The 18,192-nt window shown below is 72.9% G+C and carries 13 protein-coding genes; 5 read left to right on the top strand and 8 right to left on the bottom strand.

Annotation, left to right across the window (positions count from 1 at the left end; all coding sequences use genetic code 11):
- Nucleotides 1–6 precede the first annotated feature (6 nt).
- A complete protein-coding gene (locus ACZ38L_RS06860; protein ID WP_465689945.1) occupies nt 7–453 on the top strand; it encodes a hypothetical protein in 447 nt (148 codons plus the stop codon).
- The gene (locus tag ACZ38L_RS06855) at nt 453–4,247 is read left to right on the top strand and encodes a LysM peptidoglycan-binding domain-containing protein (protein ID WP_465689943.1); all 3,795 of its coding nucleotides are present in this window, start codon (nt 453–455) and stop codon (nt 4,245–4,247) included. The genes ACZ38L_RS06860 and ACZ38L_RS06855 overlap by 1 nt, the downstream gene beginning before the upstream one ends.
- A gap of 325 nt (nt 4,248–4,572) precedes the next feature.
- Here the strand turns inward: ACZ38L_RS06855 and ACZ38L_RS06850 are convergent, their stop codons facing one another.
- Nucleotides 4,573–5,412: an SDR family oxidoreductase gene (locus ACZ38L_RS06850; protein WP_465689941.1), complete on the bottom strand. Its 840-nt coding sequence runs from the start codon at nt 5,410–5,412 to the stop codon at nt 4,573–4,575.
- Nucleotides 5,413–5,504: 92 nt separating this feature from the next.
- Between ACZ38L_RS06850 and ACZ38L_RS06845 the strand changes: the two genes are divergently transcribed.
- Nucleotides 5,505–5,876: a winged helix-turn-helix transcriptional regulator gene (locus ACZ38L_RS06845; RefSeq protein WP_465689939.1), complete on the top strand. Its 372-nt coding sequence runs from the start codon at nt 5,505–5,507 to the stop codon at nt 5,874–5,876.
- A gap of 236 nt (nt 5,877–6,112) precedes the next feature.
- Here ACZ38L_RS06845 and ACZ38L_RS06840 read toward each other — a convergent pair whose 3' ends face one another.
- Together ACZ38L_RS06840 and ACZ38L_RS06835 are read right to left on the bottom strand one after the other, a co-directional pair.
- Nucleotides 6,113–7,849: a phospholipase D-like domain-containing protein gene (locus ACZ38L_RS06840; protein ID WP_465689937.1), complete on the bottom strand. Its 1,737-nt coding sequence runs from the start codon at nt 7,847–7,849 to the stop codon at nt 6,113–6,115.
- Nucleotides 7,850–7,986: 137 nt separating this feature from the next.
- Complete coding sequence (locus ACZ38L_RS06835) at nt 7,987–8,493, bottom strand: DinB family protein (protein WP_465689935.1); 507 nt, start codon at nt 8,491–8,493, stop codon at nt 7,987–7,989.
- 194 nt (nt 8,494–8,687) lie between these two features.
- Between ACZ38L_RS06835 and ACZ38L_RS06830 the strand changes: the two genes are divergently transcribed.
- Nucleotides 8,688–10,037, top strand: a complete 1,350-nt coding sequence (locus ACZ38L_RS06830) for a hypothetical protein (protein ID WP_465689933.1) — start codon at nt 8,688–8,690, stop codon at nt 10,035–10,037.
- 56 nt (nt 10,038–10,093) lie between these two features.
- Here the strand turns inward: ACZ38L_RS06830 and ACZ38L_RS06825 are convergent, their stop codons facing one another.
- Nucleotides 10,094–11,482 (bottom strand): S53 family peptidase, encoded by a 1,389-nt coding sequence (locus ACZ38L_RS06825; protein ID WP_396562058.1) that lies wholly within the window; start codon nt 11,480–11,482, stop codon nt 10,094–10,096.
- 432 nt (nt 11,483–11,914) lie between these two features.
- Here ACZ38L_RS06825 and ACZ38L_RS06820 point away from each other — a divergent pair, with 432 nt between their 5' ends.
- Nucleotides 11,915–13,930, top strand: a complete 2,016-nt coding sequence (locus ACZ38L_RS06820; RefSeq protein WP_465689931.1) for a hypothetical protein — start codon at nt 11,915–11,917, stop codon at nt 13,928–13,930.
- A gap of 109 nt (nt 13,931–14,039) precedes the next feature.
- On the opposite strand, the gene ACZ38L_RS06815 is transcribed toward ACZ38L_RS06820, so the two are convergent.
- The 4 genes from ACZ38L_RS06815 to ACZ38L_RS06800 form a co-directional block, all read right to left on the bottom strand.
- Complete coding sequence (locus tag ACZ38L_RS06815; protein ID WP_465689929.1) at nt 14,040–14,873, bottom strand: patatin-like phospholipase family protein; 834 nt, start codon at nt 14,871–14,873, stop codon at nt 14,040–14,042.
- Nucleotides 14,874–15,031: 158 nt separating this feature from the next.
- The gene (gene fabG / locus ACZ38L_RS06810) at nt 15,032–15,790 is read right to left on the bottom strand and encodes a 3-oxoacyl-ACP reductase FabG (RefSeq protein ID WP_465689927.1); all 759 of its coding nucleotides are present in this window, start codon (nt 15,788–15,790) and stop codon (nt 15,032–15,034) included.
- Between the two features lie 10 nt (nt 15,791–15,800).
- The gene (locus ACZ38L_RS06805; protein ID WP_465689925.1) at nt 15,801–16,988 is read right to left on the bottom strand and encodes a thiolase family protein; all 1,188 of its coding nucleotides are present in this window, start codon (nt 16,986–16,988) and stop codon (nt 15,801–15,803) included.
- 23 nt (nt 16,989–17,011) lie between these two features.
- Complete coding sequence (locus tag ACZ38L_RS06800) at nt 17,012–18,160, bottom strand: acyl-CoA dehydrogenase family protein (protein WP_465689923.1); 1,149 nt, start codon at nt 18,158–18,160, stop codon at nt 17,012–17,014.
- Nucleotides 18,161–18,192 lie beyond the last annotated feature (32 nt).

Here is an 18,192-nt window from a genome sequence, read left to right as displayed (position 1 = left end):
GGGGTAGTGAGGGTCCGTCGGGACGCCCGCGACAGGGGCACCGTCTCGATCTTCGTGGCACTGAGCGCCGCGATGATGCTGATGTTCGTCGGCATCGTGCTCGACTGCGGCGGGCGCCTGCGGGCGATCGCCAACGCCGACGCACTGGCGCAGGAGGCCGCCCGGGTCGGCGGGCAGGAGATCGACCAGCGGGCCCTGCTCACCGGCCAGGGTCTGCTGATCAACACGGCCGAGGGATACGCGGCCGCCAACGCCTACCTCAGGCCGTACGGGCTGCACGCCGATCCGCCGGACGGCAGTCCGCCCGCGGCGCTCGCCACCTCGATCACCGTGGTGATCAACACCACGTATCGGACCGCCCTGCTGGGGCTCTTCGACACACCCACCCTGACCGTGCAAGGAACCGGCACCGCCACCCTGGTGCCCGGCGATGAGGAAGCGGGGGGCGCCTGATGGCCGCACCACGAGCCAAGGTCCATGCCCGCCCGAACCCCGAGGCGGCCTCCGGCGCCCCGAACGCCGCGAGGTCCCAAGGGAGTTCGCTGGGCGGAAAGCCGAACTCCGGCCCGCCGGGGCGTGGTTCGGACACGCTGCGCTCACTCCCGGCCGCGCTCGGCGCACTGCTGGCGCTCGCCGTGCTGCTGCTCGGCGTGCCCGCGCTGCTCTGGTACGGCACCGACGCGGTGCTGGCGATGGGCGGGGTGGATCTCGCCGACCCCGGTGCGCTGCTGACCGGTCCGGACAACGGACAGCTCTTCCTCTGGGCGCTGGTCGGCATCGGCTGGATCGGTTGGTTCTGCTTCGTCTCGTCCGTCCTGCTGGAGGTCCCCGCCCAGTTGCGCGGACGGGTGGCCCGCCGGATCCCGGCCTTCGGCTGGAGTCAGCGGATGGCGGCGGGTCTGGTCGGTGCGGTGATCGCGCTGCTGCCGGTGGCCGGCGCCTCGTTCGCCGCCACCGTGCCACGACTGCCGGCCGCCACGGCTCCCGCCCAACTCGCCGCGGCACCACGGCTCGCGGCGCTCACCGCCGGTCCGTCGGCGACCCCGGTGACCGCGCTGCAGGCCTCCGATCCCCAGCAACAGCCAACCTACACCGTGCGGGACAGCCGGCCCGCCGACAGTCTCTGGTCGATCGCCGAGCGTCAACTCGGCTCGGGCGACCGCTGGCAGGAGATCGCCAAGCTCAACGACGGCCGGGTGATGGACGGTTCGGGGGCCCGGTTCGACGCGGACCGGCCGATCCAGCCCGGTTGGCAACTGCTCATGCCGGCCGACGCCGAGCCGGACGGCTCTGCCGCCCAGGCCGCCACGCCCGCCCCCGCGGCGCGGCGGTCCGCGCCGGCCGGGGACGCGCGGCCGGCCAGCACCACGGTCCGCGACGGCGACACGCTGTCCGCCATCGCCCAACGGGAGTTGGGCAGTTCGGACGACTGGCCGCAACTCTTCGACGCCAACAAGGGGGTGCAGGCGCCGGACGGGGAGCGGCTGACCGATCCCAACGTCGTGGTGCCGGGCATGGTGCTCACCATCCCGGGCGCCCAGGCCACGCCCGCCCCTGCCGCCCCCGCCCCGGCGGCCCCGGCGCCCGCGCCTGCCCAGGCGGACCCGGCTCCCGCGGCCCCGCAGCACGACCCGGGCCTCCGGGGCGACGCCCACCCCGGCGGGGCGCCCGGGCCGTCCGCCGACGCCCGGCCGGCCACCCCGGCCCACCCGCGCGGCGGCCGGGCCCAGACGCGCAGCCATGACGGAGCCCGGGCCGAGGACCCGAGCGGCGACTACACCGACGCCCTGGCCGTCTCCGGGGTCGGTGTGCTGCTCGCCGCCGTGCTGATCGGTGCGGTCGCCCACCGGCGCGGTGCCCAACAGCGGGCCCGCCGGCCGCGTCGCCGGATCCCGCTGCCCGCACCGCCCGCCGCGGTCTTCGAGTCCGAACTGAAGACACGTCAGAACAACTACGGCCTCGACCTGTTGAACCGTGCGTTGCGCACCATGGCGCGCAACGTGAGCCGGACCGGCAAGCGGTTGCCCGCGCTCGCCGCGGTCCGGGTGACCACCGGCGGCACCGTGGAGCTGCACCTGGCCGTGGCGGCCGCACCGATCGCCCCGTTCCGGGCCGCGCACACCGCCAACATCTGGTGGTGCACCGCCGATTCGGACGGGCTGTTGACCGCCGAGCAGGCGGCCAAGGTGACCGCCCCCTACCCCGCGCTGGTCACCCTGGGCACCGCCGCTGACGGCGCGGCCGTCCTGGCCGACCTGGAGACCGCCCGGCTGCTGCACCTCTCGGGTCAGCCGGAGGACGCCCGCGACGTGCTGCGCACCATCGCGCTGGAACTCGCGCACAGCCCGCTCGCCGACAAGCTCAACCTGCACCTGGTGGGCTTCGCCGACGACCTGCCGGTCTCCGACACGGTGGTCGACCGGGTCCACCGGTACGCCAGCCTGGAGGCGGCGCTCGACGCGGTCGGCCCGCGCACCGACCGGGCCCGCGCCACCCTGGTGGCCGCCGGGGCCACCCACCCGAGGGACGCGCGCAGTCGCGGCCAGGCCGACGAGGCCTGGGTGCCGGAGATCGTGCTCTCCGTCCAGTCACCCGGCGGGGAGCTCCCGGCCGAGCTGGGCCGGCTGCTGGACGGCCGCCCGCGCACCTGCCTCGCCGTGGTCACCCGGGCCCCCGAGCGCGGCGCCGGCCCGGTCGCGCGCTGGACGCTGCCCAGCAGCGGCCCGGCCACCCTGCCCGGCCTGAACCTGCAACTGCAACTGCAGCGGCTGACCGACGAACAGTACGCGCACTGGACCGAGTTGCTGCACACCTCCGGATCCACCGAGCAACGGCCCGCGCCCGACTGGACGTTGGACGGCGACGAGCTGGACCCGTCCGAACTGCCGGTGCCAGTACCGGTACTGGCCGGAGTTGGTGCGTCCGACCTGCCGTTCATCGGCGCCTCACTGCCGGAGGGCCTGCCGGAGAGCGGCCCGCGGTTGATCGCCCGGGTGGTCGGCACGGGCAGCAGCCCGTTCGCGACCGTCGACCCGGCTGCCGCACCGTGCGGCGGCACCGGTGACGCCACTCCGACGGTGGTACCGGTGCTCCCGGCCTTCCCGCTGCGGCCCCGGCACGCGCTCAACGGCCGTGGCCTGCAGGCCAGCCAGCCTCCGGTGGCCGCGGTGTCCCCCGTCCCCCCGGTGGCGCCGGTACTCCCGGTTCCCCTCGTGTCGCCCGAGACCCGGCCGGACATCGAGCCCGCCACCGACGACCCCACTCCCACCGACCTCGTCCCCACCCCCGGCCCCACCGAACTCGTCGCAGTCCCCGACTCCACTCCTGACCCCACCCCCGAGCCCCTCCCCACCCACGACACGGCCCCCGCGCTCGCCGAGGCCGACCCCGGCGTCCCGTCCCGTCCGGAACCAGCCGCCCCCGCCCCGCTCACCGCGACGACCACTCCCGTCCGCAGCGACGCCGACGACCTGCTCGCCATCCTCCGCTCCCCGGAGGCCCACGCCTTCCGCGCCGCTCCCCGGATCCGTCTGCTCGGCCCGGTGGACGTGCTCGGCGCCATCGGCCCGGCCGAGCCGTCCGCCCGCCCCGGCCTCACCGAACTCGCCGCGTACCTGGCCCTGCACCCCGGGGCGACCCCCGAGGCCATCGACCGCGCCCTGCACCCCGGCGACCACGCCCGCCCGGACCAGCCGCTGCCCGCCTCCCTCGACGAGCTGGCGGGCTGGCTCGGCAACGCCCCCGACGGCCGCGCCTTCCTGCGCCAGGACACCCCCGAGGGCTGCGCCTTCGCCCCCACCGTCACCTGCGACTGGGACGAGTTCCGCAGCCTCTACCGTCGCGGCATGCGCAGTACCAGCTCCACCGCCGATGCCGCGCTGGCGCACGCGCTGGCCCTGGTCCGCGGCGCCCCGTTCGCGGAGACCCCGGCCACCGCCTACGGCTGGGCCGAGGCCGACCGCCAGGACATGCTCGCCACCGTCGTCGACACCGCCCACGAACTGGCCGCCCGCAGGCTCCAGTACGGCGACCACCGCAACGCCGAGGCAGCGGTCTTCCGCGGCCTCGCCGTGGCACCCGACGTCGAACTCCTGCACCGCGACCTCTTCTACGCCTACGCCTCGGCCGGCGCCCGCGACCAGCTCCTGAAGGCCGTCAACCGCCTGGACGCCCTCAGCCGCCGCACCGGCCGCAGCCTCGACCCCGACACCGTCTCCCTGCTCCGCGACCTCCTCTCCGGTGCGTGACAACGGGAGGCGCATGTGTGGGTTCCGCAGTTCGATGCGCGATGTCGGAGGATGATGCGCAGTGAATGCGCAAATCCGGGATCTGCTGCGCACCTACTCCGGAATGGAACCGTCAGGTTCCATTCCCTACCGGGCTTTCACCGCGAGAGCGCGAGCAAGGGGCACCGTGAGCATGCGGTGCCGATGGCGGTGCCCGCAGGAACTGGCCATCTGGAGTGTTCAAGTCCCGATCCAGAGTGCCGACGTCGACCTCGGATCAGGTTCCTCGACTGTCAGCAGTGGATCGCCGAGCACGCCGAGCAGTCCCCTGCGGCGCTGGCCGGACTCAGCGGAACGCGGCGGCATTGCGGACGGCCCAGCAGCCGAAGGGACGCGGGGCGCGGCCGAGGACCCGCCGCACGTCCGGGCTGACGCGCAGTTCGGCCGGGCTCGGGGAGCCGAGGATGTCCAGGGTGTCCTCGGCGAGCTCCGCCGGCATGCTCTGGGCCATGGCGGTCTTGGCCTCGTCGCGGGTGAGGTCGTGGAACCGCACTGGCGCGCCCAGCGCGGCGCCGATGGCCTCCGCCTGCTGGCGCGGTGTGATCACCTCCGGGCCGGTCAGCTCGTACACACCGCCGGTGTGCCGGTCGTCCAGCAGGCAGGCCGCCGCGACCTCGGCGATGTCCGCCGGGTCGATGATCGGCACCCCCACGTCGCCGAAGGGAGCGGCGACGACCCGCCGCGCGCGGACGGACTCGGCCCACCACAGGGCGTTGGAGGCGAAACCGCCCGGCCGCAGGATGGCCCACTCCAGGCCGGACTCGCGCAGCACCTCCTCCAGCGCGCGCATCGCGATCCGCGTTGCGCCGCAGGGCCTGGTCGCCACGCCCTGCGTGGAGAGCAGGACGACCCGGCGGACCCCGCTGGCCGCGGCCTGGCCGATGATGTCGGCCGGGCTGGCTCCGGCGGCGTGCAGGTCGCCGGAGAGCAGCAGGAACAGCGCGGTCGCCCCGGTCAGCGCGGGCTCGAGGCCGGCCGGCTCGGCAATGTCGGCCGCCAGGTGGCGGACACCGTCCGGCACCGCCGCCGCGTGCCGCGACACCGCCGTCACCTGCCGGCCCGCCTCCGCCAGCGCCCGCGTCAGCGGCCGGCCCACGTTCCCGGTAGCCCCGGTCACCACGATCATGATCAGCTCCTTGCCCGATGTCCTCTGTGGCCTTCACGCTAGGAGCCGCGGCTAACCCTTGGTAAGGACATACCTTGACGTAAGCTCGGGACATGGTGGTAGGTGTGCAGGACGAGCGGGCCGGGGCCGGGAAGCGGTATGAGGTGTTTCACACCGACTGCCCGGCGCGCGATGTGGTCGACCACGTGACCAGCAGGTGGGGCATCTGGGTGTTGATCTCCTTGCGGAGCAACGACCTCCGGTTCTACGAGCTGCGCGAGAGCATTCAGGGCATCAGCGAGAAGATGCTGGCCCAGACCCTGCGCGCGCTGGTTCAGGACGGCCTGGTCTGGCGGGAGGTCGAGCCGACGACGCCGCCCCAGGTCAGCTACGGGCTGACCGAGTTCGGCCGGGACCTCGGCGAACCGCTGGAGGAGCTGTTCGACCGGATCACACGGCGGCTGCCGCCGCGCAGCGCGGCATAGCGGGGTGGTGGCCGGCCACGCAGGCGGGAGTCCCGCGTTCTCCTTGGTTCGCTGGACGAACGAGCGCGTCGGCCGGTCGATTTCGACCGGGGAGCCAGTACGCATCGAGCTCCGGACCCTACGGCATGTCCACACGGGATGAACGTGCAGGTGATCACGGTCCATTGACGGGCACGAGGGTACGGGTGACGGCTCCCGCCCCCTGCGAGGGGACGGGAGCCGGGTGGGCGTGGGGATCAGCCGACGTTGAGGGCCGTGTCGTCGATGACGAACGAGGTCTGCAGCTCGTAGTCCTCGGTGCCGGTGAACTTCAGCGTGATGTTCTGTCCGGCGTAGGGCGACAGGTCGAAGGTGTGCTGGGCGTAGCCGGTGCCGTGGTCGAGGTTCGAGTAGGTCGCCAGGGTGCCCAGCACCGTGCCGGAGCTGTTCAGGACCTGCACGTTCAGGGTGTCGTAGGCGGTGGTGGTGCTGGTCTCCGCCGTGTCGACGTGCAGCCAGAAGCTCAGCTGGTAGCTGCGGCATCCGCTCGGGAGGCTGACGGCCTGGGAGAGGGTGTCGGTGTGCGTCGTGCCGTACCCGTCGAGCCAGGCGTCCCAGGAACCGCTGTGCGGTGGCTCGTCGCTGCTGTCGCTGATCACGCCGGACGACGCGGACCACGGCGCCGCGCTACCGGTCTCGAAGCCGGGGTCGCCCAGCAGCTGGGCCGCGGTGCAGCTGCCGGCGGCCGGGTTGACGGTCCAGCTGAAGGTGGTGCTGCCGGTGGCGTTGGTGCTGTCGGTGGCGGTGACCGAGACGGTGGAGGTGCCGGCGGCTGTGGGGGTGCCGGAGATCAGGCCGGTCGAGGGGTTGATCGACAGCCCGGCCGGGAGGCCGGTGGCCGTGTAGCCGAGCGTGCCGCCGGCGGTGTCGCTCGCCGAGATCTGCAGGCTGGTGGCGGTGCCCACGGTGCCGGTCTGGTTGCCGGGGCTGGTCACGGCCACGCTGCCGCCGCCGCTGCTGGTCTGGTTGAAGTCGGCGTTGAAGGTCGACTCGATGCCGTTCAGCACGCCGGGGTCACTGATGATCAGCCCCAACTCGCGGTTGTGGTTGAGCGAGTTGTCGGAGAAGTTCTCCGAGCCGGCGAACACCTTCGCGGTCGGGGTGCCGTAGTCGGCGACGATCGCCTTGGCGTGGATGTAGAAGCCGGTGGGGCTGGTGTAGGTGGTCACCTTGCCGCCCGCGGCGGTCACCTGGTTGAGCTCGCTGCTGTACGTCGACGACTCGTTCTCCGCGACGACCCGGACCGTGACCCCGCGCTGCGCGTCCGCGACGATCGCGTTGACCAGTGCGGTGTCGTCGAACTCCTCCTCCTCGACGTCGAGGCTGTGCTGTGCCCCGTTGATCAGCGCCAGCAGGCGGCTCTGCGAGTCGGTGGGCGACCAGACGAGGTCGTCGCCGTCGGACGGGGTGATCGAGGTCTTGGCGTAGTCGGCGTCGAAGACCTGCTCAATGGCCGCGACGTCGGCGGAGTCGGTGTCGTAGACCCCGTAGTCGCGTGAGGTGCTGTAGTAGGTGGTGTCGAGGTTGCCGGTGCTGACGTACGACTCGGCAGCGTCGACGGTGATCGTCTTCTGGTGGGTGTAGACGAAGGCCGAGGACGAGTAGGTGACCCCGACCCCGCCGGCCGAAAGCGCGCTGTAGGCGGCGCTGTTGACCGAGGTCTGCGCGGCGTCCAGGATCACTCTGACTCTGACGCCTGCCTTCTCCTTGCTCACCAGGTCGTTGACCATGGTGGTGTCGCGCAGCTCGTACATGGTCATGTCGATCGACTTGCTGGCCGACTCGACGAAGTCGTAGATCGCGCTCTCGCCCTGATCCGGCAGGATCTGCAGCGAGTAGGCGCCGGCGGCGTGCGCGGCGGTGGGGGCGAGCAGGGTGGCGGCGGCGGAGGCGCCGGTGGTGAGGGTGAGCAGGACACGGTGGGTGAAGCTCATGCGGGGGCTCCTGACGCGGTCGGACGAAGGCAACGCGCGTAGCGCCCACCAGTAAGGCACAGCACCGGTGGCACGTGAAGTCCGTGCGCATGACAGAATGTTGAACAGCGGCCCCCGTTAGGCTGCCTGATGATCCATCAGGCACCCACGGTGCCGTCGATCCCCTCGCGCAGGAAGTCCGCGTGGCCGTTGTGCCGGGCGTACTCGTGGATCAGATGCAGCATCACCATGCGCAGGGACACGTCCTCGCCCCACCTGGCGCAGTGCGCGACCACGTCCAGCGACTCCGCCTCCCGCTCGATCCGGCGGGCGTGCTCGACCTCCACCCGCCAGGCGTCGAACGCCTCCGACCGGGTGGCGCCGGTGGTGTCGTACGCGACCTGGAAGTCCCCCTGGTCCGACCAGACGAGCGGGATGTCCTCGCCGTTGACCACGCGGCGGAACCACTGCCGCTCCACCTCGGCCAGGTGCCGCACCAGGCCGAGCAGGGAGAGCGTCGAGGGTGGCATCGACTGCCGGCGCAGCTCCTCGGTGGAGAGCCCGTCGCACTTCATGACGAGCGTCGCCCGGTGGAAGTCGAGGAAGGCGCGCAGCGTTTCGCGCTCGCCGGCGATCATCGGCGGCGACGGGCGCTCGGTGGTCATGATGGTCCCTTCGGGGGTGATGGTTCGATGGTGAACCTACCGAAGGCGGCGGTCCCGGGGTAGGCCGTCAGGTCGCCGCCGCCCTGGAGCGGAGCGCCGGGAACCCCGTAAGGTGGCGCGGGAGGGGAGCGGCGGCACGGGCCGTGACCCGCGGACAGAGACCGCCGAGGTGGCGGGCGGGGTGGTGACCGGCGTTGGCGGACAGTTCATCGATCTCCGGAGAAGTCGGACCCGCTGACGTCTGGGACGAGCCGGCGGCGGACCAGCTGACCATGCGGTTCTCCTCGTCACCGGTCGCGGGCGCGGCGCCGACGGCGGTGCTGCGGGTGGTCAGGCCCGAACCCGCCGTCGATGCCGCCGAAGGCCCGTCGGCGGTGGTCGGGGAGGGGCAGCGCGGGCGGATCCTGACCATCGAGGGCGCGCACGCCGGCGCGCGGGTCTCCGTGCTGCTCGCGGACATCGCACCGCAGACGCTGCTCGCCGCCGAGCAGGTGGACGCCGTGCACCTGCCGTCCGCGAGCGACCTGGAGACCGTCCTCGCCCACCTGCGGGCCGCCGCCCGGCACCCCGGCCCGCTGTTGCTGCACCTCGCCGGCCGGCTGGGCGCCGAGCGCCCCGGCGGTGGGCTGTCGTTGATGCTGCGCGGGCCGGACGGGCTGGCCTGGCGGAGCGTGGCGGAAGAACTGCGCTCCCGCCCGGCCGGGCTGGACACCCTGGTGCTCGCCGACCTCGGCGCCGACCCGGACGTCCGGCCGCTGGTGCGGGGCACGCCCTCGCCGCTGGCCGACGGTCTGCCGCTCTGGGCGGTGGTCAGCCCGGATGCCGAGCCACCGGGCGCGTTCACGTCGGCGCTGGTCGAGGCGGTGCGGGCCGGTCGGCCGGGTGCCGGTCCCCTGCTGACGCCGGAGCGGCTGCGGGAGCGGGTGGACGCGGCGCTGCCGGCGGACGCGCTGGTGGTCACGGAGTACGGTCCGGAGCGGCCGATCTTCCGCAACGCGGCCGGCGGGGCCGCGGGTGGAGCGGCGGTGTCGCTGGCCAAGGCGGACGCCCCGGTGCTGCCCGCCGGTGCGGTGCGACCGCGGTCGTCGGCCGAGAGCGAGCGGGTGACCGCGCCCACCGACTACCGCGAGGCGATCGGCCGGATCGTCCACACGGCCGACGCCGGCGAGCACGCCACCGCCGCCGAACTCGCCCGCGTCCTGGAGCGGGAGGCCGCCGACGCGCACGGACCGGATGCCGAAGCAGTACTGATGATCCGTCAGGTGCGCGCGCACGTGGCCAGGTTGGCCGGCGATCCGGCTGGGGCGGCGGAGCTCTACCGCGAGGTCGCCCTGGTGCTGCTCGCCGAGCGGGGACCGGACGACCCGGAGACACAGCAGGTCACGACCAATGCCGAGGCCTGCTGGCGGGCCGTCCGGGACCGTGACCAGGCGATCGGCTTCGCCCCGGAGTTGCTGGAGCTGCGCGCGCTGCTGCCCGGGCCGGACGGTCGCAAGTTGCGTTCGGCGCAGCGGTATCTGGCGCAGCTGACGGCGGCGGAGTGACACGGGTTGTCCGCCCCCGGAGTCACGGGGGCGGACAACCGCGGCCTGCTGCTACCTCAGTGGTCCGCGAGCGCGCGCACGAACTTGGCGCCGTCCACCGTGCCCAGGCCCGACGCCATGTCGTAGCCCTTGCCGGCGGTGTAGCCGGTCACGCCACCGAAGCTGTTGTTGCCGGTGGTGACGTCGACGATGCCGCTCCACTGGCTGGGCAGCCACGACATCGCGTACATCGAGCCGTTGATCTGGCCCAGCCGGTGGCCGGCCAGCTGGTCGGCGAGGGCGACCACGCCGGAGAAGAGCGGCGAGGCCTCGCTGGTGCCACCGGTCAGGTGCCAGCCGACCGACTTCGGGTCGTAGGACTCGTAGGTCCAGGCCGAGCCGTCCACCGCGGCGCTCATGCTGATGTCCGGGGTGGTGCGGTGGGTGCCGCCGCCGGTGTTGACCGCGTACTGGTACCACGGACGGCCGAAGATGGCGGAGACGCCACCACCGCCGGCGCCGTAGCCGTCGTTCCAGACCTTGTCCGGCGCGGTGCGGTTGCCGTTGTCGTCCAGGGTCAGCTCGGTGCCGCCGACCGAGGTCACCAGCGGGTCCGAGGAGGGCCAGGAGTTGACCTTGTACGGGTAGTTGTTGTTGTTCAGGTCCGAGTCGGTCACCCCGTTGTCGCCGGAGGAGGCGAGCACGGTGACGTTGTGCGCGGCGGCCTCCTTGAACGCGTAGCGGAGGTCGGTGAGCGACTTGTAGTTGCCCTGGGCGAAGCCCGGGAAGGTGTTCTCGGTGGCGCCGAAGCTCTGGGTGATGACGTCGCCGCGGCCGGCCTTGATCAGCGCCTGCTCCGCGTCCATCATCTCCGGCAGGCCGGTGACGCCCTCGGTCTCGGAGACGCCGGTCTCGACCAGGATGATGTGCGCGTCGGGCGCGATGGAGTGCGCGTACTCGACGTCGAGGGTGGTCTCACCGGCCCAACTGGTCATGTCCGAGTTGTTCGGGTCGAAGGCCGGGACGTTGCCCCACTTCATGACCTCGACGTTGGTGTCCTGGATGCCCCACTGCTTGTCGAAGGTCTCCAGGTCGTGCTGGATCGTCGGCGAGCCGAAGGAGTCCACGATCACGATGGTCCGGCCCTTGCCGGTGATGCCCTGCTTGTACAGCGGGTTGAGGTTGTACGCGGTGCGGTACTGCAGCGGCGAGTAGCAGTGGATCTTGAGCTGCGCCACGCACTGGGTGGTGCTGGTCGGGGCGGGGTGCGCGGTGGCGTTGAAGTGGCCGGCGGAGGCGGGAATCAGCTTGAACGCGGCCTGAGCCGGTGCGCTCTGGGCCAGGGCGGCGGCCGTCGGGGCGGTGACCGCGCTGGCCGTCAGGGCGGTGGCCGCGACGGCGAACAGGGCCAGCGCACGGGTGCCGGCGGGGCGTCGGGAGCCCGCGGTGGCGGGGGAGAGGCCCATGGAACTCCTTTGGGACGGGGGTCGGAACCGACACGGAGTCGGCTCCGGTATCCCACCGTGTGAAGACCAGATGAATCTATAGTCAATTCGGACCCTTGACATTCTTTGGCATGATCACTCGGCATACCGACAGCTCACCCGCCTGGCGGATGGTTCGTGCTGCCCCCGGCCGGCCCGACCGGGCCGAAGTGCCGTCAAAACACGGTAAAAACGGCATCGCCGCCGACCTACCTGTGCCGCCCCGATCCTGCAACCCGAGGGGGCGCGGTGCGGGTCGCCGATGCTCGGATCGGCTCCGAAGACGCGGTGACGAACGGTCGGTGAACAATCCCGGACCCGCCCCCGCCCGCCCCCGGCAGCGGCCAGGATCTCGACCGACCGCGCGGCTCCCCCCGTGCGGACGCCATCGGGAACTCCCGGAAGGAAGCAACGATGCCCCGTCGCCGCCTAGCGACCGCAGCCGCCATCGGTGTCACCGCACTGGCCGCCCTCACCGCGACCGCCGACCCCGCCCTCGCCGCCGGCGGTCCGGAGGGCCCGCACCACCGGCACGGCGCCATCGGCTACACCGTCGGCACCCCGGTCGTCGACAGGGTCGAGGGCGGCCCCTGGACACTCGCCCAGGGCGACCCCACCCTGGGCGCCACGGTGACGGTCGGCGGGGTGACCTACCCGAACCTGGCCGTGGACCCGGCGGGCTCCGGTGCGGTCCCGGCCGCCAGCGGTGTCACCGGCAGCCCCGGCCCGCTGACCGGCTACTGCTCCAGTGGCGGCCCCACCCCCGAGACCGGCAGCGTGCTGCGCCAGCCGAAGGGCAGCACGCTGCCCATGCAGCCGTACTACTTCCCGTTCGTCACGAGCCAGGACGGTGGCGCCACTCTCACCGGCCTGTTCGACTACCGCCCCAAGGACGGGGACGAGGCGGTGGTCTCGGCCACCTCCACCGACCACGGCCGCACCTGGCGCTACACCGGGGAGGCGCTGGAGCAGAACGCCGGGCTCTGTCCGAACGGCAACACCAACGACGACGGTCAGGGTCACGCCTTCGTGCTCACCGTGCCGGACGCCGCCGGCCGTGGCCGAAGCGGCCGGTTCCTCTACACGCTCTCCCGCCCCTCGGGCGACGCGCTGGGCGTCAACCTGATCGTCCACCGGCTCGCACCCGAGGACGGCGACCCGCTGGCCGGCCTGCCCGCCGCCGAGCCGGTCGGCGAGGGCGGCGCCACCACCGCGACCGCGCCGGTCACCGTCCCGGCCGGCCCCGGCGGCGCGGGCGTCACCATCGCGGTCGGCAGCACGGCCGACTTCGAGCAGCCGGGCCACTTCACGGTCGACGGCACCACGGTGGACTGCAACGACGCCGCCGCCACCGCGACCGCGTTCACCGGCTGCACCACCCGCACGTCCGGCGGGGTGACCATCGCCGCCGGCGACGCGGTCAAGGCCGACGCGGTGATCCCGCCGACCGCCCAGCGGACCTCCGGCCTGATCGCCCCGGACGGCATCATCAGCACCCTGCCGCACTACCCGGGCGCGCCCAAGGGCAGCGTCCCGGTGCTCTACACCGAGAAGATCGTCAACTACTACACGCCGACCACCACCACGGCCGCGGTCACCCTGCCGACCGCCACCCTGCCGGTCGCGGACAGCTCCGCGCTCCGGCCGACCGGCGGCCCGGTCACCGTCAGCCTGGGCACCGCGGCCGGCATCGTCCAGGTGACCTGCACCGGCGCCGACGCCACCCAGCTGACCGGCTGCACCGGCGGCACCGGCATGGTGGCCAAGGGCAGCAGCGTCGGCGCGCCCGGCGCCGCCGTGGTGCCGTACGCGCGGCTCGCACAGACCGGCGAGGGCAAGGACAAGCCGAAGTCGCTCTTCGGCAACAACGAGGACTACACCGTGGTCCGCGCCGCCTACACCTACGACGGCCTGCACTTCACCGACCTCGGTCAGGTCGGCGGCCTCAACGACCCGGCCGGCAACAGCGACAGCGTGCTGCGCTGGATCGGCTCGCGCGGCACCGTGGTGACCAACCCGGACGGCAGCTACGGCCTCTTCCTCTCCGGCGCCTACGCCTCGGACGGCGACAGTGACGCCTTCAACCAGATCTTCTACTCCTCCTCCCGGGACGGCGAGAGCTGGTCGGCCCCGCAGAAGCTGATCGGCACCGACTACACCTTCTCCGCCCTGGCCGAGCAGGCGACCGGCGGTGGCGCGCTGGACGTCAGCGGCTACTACTCCGGCCGGGTCTACGATCCGACCGTGGTGCGGAACGACAACGGCACGTTGACCATGGTCTTCGCCGGCTACTCCACGCCCAAGCCGCTGCCCGGCACCGGCTCGGTCTACGGCACCGACCCGAGCGCGCCGTTCACCGTCCCGGCGGCGGAGCCGGCCGAGTACCGGACCATCCTCAGCGTCACCCTGCGCCCGCACTGGACGCACTGATCCAGGGCTGGTCCCGGACCGACCCGGGCCGACCCGGACCTCACCCGGGTCCGGACGTCGGCGCCGGGTGGTGGGGCCGGTCGGGACCGGCCCCACCAGGACAGCGGCCCTACGACCACAGCTCCCGGACCACCTCCGCCACCCGCTGCCCCTGGGCGAAGCCCGCGTGCGCGGAGGGGGTCCGGGAGGCCGGATCCAGCGGGTCGCCGCCGAACGCGGCGGCCGAGGCCTCGTCCGGCACGATCGTCTCGACCCGGGCCGACCCGGCCAGCAGGGCTGTCTGCTCCTCCAGCGCCGGGTCGGACAGCGGGGCCAACACCAGCACCCGATCGGCGCCGGCCGCCAGGTCCGCGTTGGCGTTGGAGTGGACGCCGCCGTCCATGTAGCGCGCGCCCCCGATGGTGACCGGTGGCCAGATTCCCGGCACGGCGCAGCTCGCGGCCACCGCGTCCACCAATCCGACCCCGGACCGCCGGTCGAAGAGTCGCCTCTCGCCACTGCGGGTGTCCACCGCGACCAGGGTGATCCGGCGCTCGGGCCAGCTGTGCACGGGCAGCCGGCCCTCGATCACCTCGAACCGTGCCCGCTCGCTCACCGTCTCGACGCTCAATGCCAACTCGCCCAGCTGGCGGCGGAGTTCCGACGGATCGGTGGCGTTCGCCGCCAACTTCGCCCAGATTTCCAGCAGTTCGGGGACGGTGAGCCCGGACGGGATCAACTCGGCGTTCTGCCAGGACGGATCAGCCTGACGCCGGAACAGCTCGGCCAACTGCAGCCCGCTGCCCAGCTGGGCGGCGACCACCGAGCCGGCGGAGGTGCCGACCAGGTGGTCCGCCCCGGTGGCGTCCACCCCCCGCTCGGCCAGCCCCGCCAACACCCCGGTCTCCCAGGCGGCCCCGGCCAGGCCACCGCCGCCCAGCACCAGCGCGCGCTCCACTGCCATGACGTTCCCCTCACGTGTTCAACGGCGTTCCGCCGCTCACAGCACGGCTCAGGCGTGATCGATTCCCACCCAGCCGGGCGGAACCCGGAGATCAACCGAACGGCTGACGGAGATTCAGGCGCGGGATCCGCCGAACGGTCCACCGGGCCGTCCACCGGTCAGCGCGCGCCGCCGTTCACGTAGAGGGTCTGGCCGCTGACGTAGGAGGCCTCCTCGCTCGCCAGGAAGGCCACCACCGACGCGATCTCCTCCGGGAGGCCGGGCCGCCGCAGCGGAGTGCGGGCGGCCACCTCGGCCTGGTGCTCCTCCGGCGTGGCACCGACCCGGGCCGCGGTGGCCTCGGTCATCGAGGTGACGACGTAACCGGGCGCCACCGCGTTGACGTTGATGTTGAACGGCCCCAGCTCGATCGCCAGAGTGGCGGTCAGCCCCTGGATCCCGGCCTTCGCGGCGGCGTAGTTGGCCTGTCCCCGGTTGCCCAGCGCGGAGCGCGAGCTGAGCGAGACGATCTTGCCGTACTTCTGCGCCACCAGGTACTTCTGCGCCACGTGGCTGCAGTTGTAGGCGCTGGTCAGGTTGACCGACAGGACGGCGTCCCAGTCCGCCCTGGGCATCTTGAAGAACAGGTTGTCCCGGGTGATCCCGGCGTTGTTGACCAGGATGTGCAGACCGCCCAACTCCTCGACCACAGTGGCGAAGACGGCCGCCACCGCGTCGTAGTCGGAGACGTCGCAGCCGTAGCCCCGGGCGGTGCCGCCCTGCTCGACGATGGCGTCGACGGTGGCCTTCGCCCGCTCCGGCGTCAGGTCGATGACGGCGACCGCGGCGCCCTGCTCGGCCAGCAGGCGGGCGGTGGCCGCGCCGATGCCCTGCCCGGCGCCGGTGACGATGGCGATCTTTCCGGTGAATCGTGCCACGGTGGCTCCCTCAGCTGTTCTCGACGAGTACGGCGGTGCCCTGGCCGACACCGACGCACATGGTGGCCAGGCCGCGCCGGGCGCCGGTGCGGCGCATCCGGTGCAGCAGGGTGGTCAGGATCCGGGCGCCGGAGCAGCCCAGCGGGTGGCCCAGCGCGATCGCGCCGCCGGACGGGTTGACCAGCTCCGGGTCGAAGCCCAGCTGGTCCAGGCAGGCCAACGCCTGGGCGGCGAAGGCCTCGTTGAACTCGGCCTCCTCGATGTCGGCCACGCTCCAGCCCAGCCTGGCCAACACCTTGCGGGTGGCCGGCACCGGGCCGATGCCCATCACGTCCGGGTGGACCCCGGCCGAGGCGCCGGCCGCGTACCGGCCGAGCGGCTCCAGGCCCAGCTCGTTCAGCGCCGCCTCGCTGACCAGCAGCAGCGCGGCCGCGCCGTCGTTGAGCGGCGAGGAGTTGCCCGCCGTCACCGTGCCACCGTCCCGGAAGACCGGCTTCAGCCTGCCGAGTCGCTCCAGCGTGCTGTCCTCGCGGATGCCCTCGTCCGCGCCGACGCTCACCCCGTCCGGGCGCAGCACCGGCAGCAGCTCGGCGTCGAAGTGGCCGTCCTTGCGGGCGGCGGCGGCCCGCTGGTGGCTGCGCAGCGCGAAGGCGTCCTGCCGGTCACGGTCGATCCGGTAGCGGGTGGCGACCTCCTCGGCGGTCTCGCCCATGCTGAGCACGCCGTGCAGCTCGGTCATCAGGGGGTTGGTCAGCCGCCAGCCGAGCCGGGTGTCGAAGGTCTCCAGTTTGTGCGGCAGCGCCTCGTCCGGGCGGGGCAGCACGAACGGTGCGCGGGACATCGACTCGCAGCCGCCGGCCACCACGATCTCCGCCTCACCGGAGCCGATCGCCCGGGCGGCGGTGGTCACCGCCTCCAGGCCGGAGGCGCAGAGCCGGTTGACGGTGGCGCCGGGGACGGTCTCCGGCAGGCCGGCCAGCAGCACCGCCATCCGGGCGGCGTTGCGGTTGTCCTCACCGGCCTGGTTGGCGGCGCCCCAGTAGACGTCGTCGATCCGGGCCGGATCGAGGGCGGGCACGTCGCCCAGCAGGCCGCGCAGCACGGCGGCCGACAGGTCGTCGGGACGGACGGTGGCGAGGGCGCCGCGCAGCCGGCCGATCGGGGTGCGGCGGGCGGCGGCGAAGTAGACAGGACGCACGGCGTTGCTCCAGATCCGGGAGGTCAGAAGGCGTTGATGCCGGTGAGGGACCGGCCGATCAGCAGTTTCTGTATCTGTGTGGTGCCCTCGTAGAGGGTCATCACCCGGGCGTCGCGCAGCAGCTTGCCGACCGGGTACTCGTCGATGAAGCCGTAGCCGCCGAAGACCTGCAGCGCGTTGTTGGCAGCCTTGACGGCCGCCTCGCTGGCGAACAGCTTGGCCATCGAGGATTCGGTGGCGAACGGCAGCCCGCGCTCGATGTGGTCGGCGACCCGCCAGGTGAGCAGCCGGGCGGCGGCCAGGTCCACCGCGATGTCCGAGAGCAGCTCCTGTACCAGCTGGTAGGAGGCGATCGGCTTGCCGAACTGGTCGCGCTCGGTGCTGTAGCGGACGGCGGCGTCCAGACAGGCCCGGGCGATGCCGACGCAGCCGGCCGCGACCGACATCCGGCCCTTGGCGAGCGCGGCCATCGCCACCGTGAAGCCCTTGCCCTCCGGGCCGAGCCGGGCGCTGTCCGGCACCCGTACGCCGTCCAGCACCAGCTCGGCGGTGGCCTGGCCGCGCAGTCCGAGCTTGCCGTGGATCTCCCGGCGCTCCAGGCCGGGGGTGGCGGTGGGCACCAGGAAGGCGGTGACGCCCTGGTGGCCGGGGCCGCCGGTGCGGGCGAAGACCAGCGCGACCTCGGCCCAGGTGCCGTTGGTGATGAACATCTTGCTGCCGCTGAGCGTCCAACCGGCGCCGTCGCGCACCGCGCGGGTGGAGAGGTTGGCCGCGTCCGAGCCGGCGCCGGGCTCGGTGAGGGCGAAGCAGCCGAGCGCCTCGCCGGAGGTCAGCCGGGGCAGCCAGTGCCGCTTCTGCTCCTCGCTGCCGTAGCTGTTGATCGACTTGGCCACCAGGCCGAGCGAGACCGAGACGATGCCGCGCACCGCCGAGTCGCCGCGGCCCAGCTCCTCCAGGACCAGGCAGTACGCCAGGTGGTCGCCGCCGCTGCCGCCGTACTCCTCGGGGATGGTCAGGCCGAGGAAGCCGAGCTTGCCCAGCTTGCCGACGATCACCCGGTCCACCGACTCGGCACGGTCCCACTCGGCGGCGAAGGGCAGGATCTCGCGGTCGGTGAACTCGGCGGCCAGCGCGCGGACGGCCGCCTGTTCCTCGGACAGCTCCAGATCCATGGTCTCGACCCCTTAAACTAGCGGTGCAAGTT

Source organism: Kitasatospora sp. NPDC024654 (genome assembly GCF_055559155.1).
Note: the sequence above shows the minus strand (reverse complement) of the source record. Positions and strands in the feature narration are given on the sequence as shown.

Coding starts and splice junctions, on each gene's coding strand:
- ACZ38L_RS06815 (WP_465689929.1), bottom strand. CDS start 14,873: ATGGCAGTGGAGCGCGCGCTGGTGCTGGGCGGCGGTGGCCTGGCCGGG.
- ACZ38L_RS06840 (WP_465689937.1), bottom strand. CDS start 7,849: ATGAGCTTCACCCACCGTGTCCTGCTCACCCTCACCACCGGCGCCTCC.
- ACZ38L_RS06825 (WP_396562058.1), bottom strand. CDS start 11,482: ATGGGCCTCTCCCCCGCCACCGCGGGCTCCCGACGCCCCGCCGGCACC.
- ACZ38L_RS06835 (WP_465689935.1), bottom strand. CDS start 8,493: ATGACCACCGAGCGCCCGTCGCCGCCGATGATCGCCGGCGAGCGCGAA.
- ACZ38L_RS06850 (WP_465689941.1), bottom strand. CDS start 5,412: ATGATCGTGGTGACCGGGGCTACCGGGAACGTGGGCCGGCCGCTGACG.
- ACZ38L_RS06820 (WP_465689931.1), top strand. CDS start 11,915: ATGCCCCGTCGCCGCCTAGCGACCGCAGCCGCCATCGGTGTCACCGCA.
- ACZ38L_RS06855 (WP_465689943.1), top strand. CDS start 453: ATGGCCGCACCACGAGCCAAGGTCCATGCCCGCCCGAACCCCGAGGCG.
- ACZ38L_RS06800 (WP_465689923.1), bottom strand. CDS start 18,160: ATGGATCTGGAGCTGTCCGAGGAACAGGCGGCCGTCCGCGCGCTGGCC.
- ACZ38L_RS06845 (WP_465689939.1), top strand. CDS start 5,505: ATGGTGGTAGGTGTGCAGGACGAGCGGGCCGGGGCCGGGAAGCGGTAT.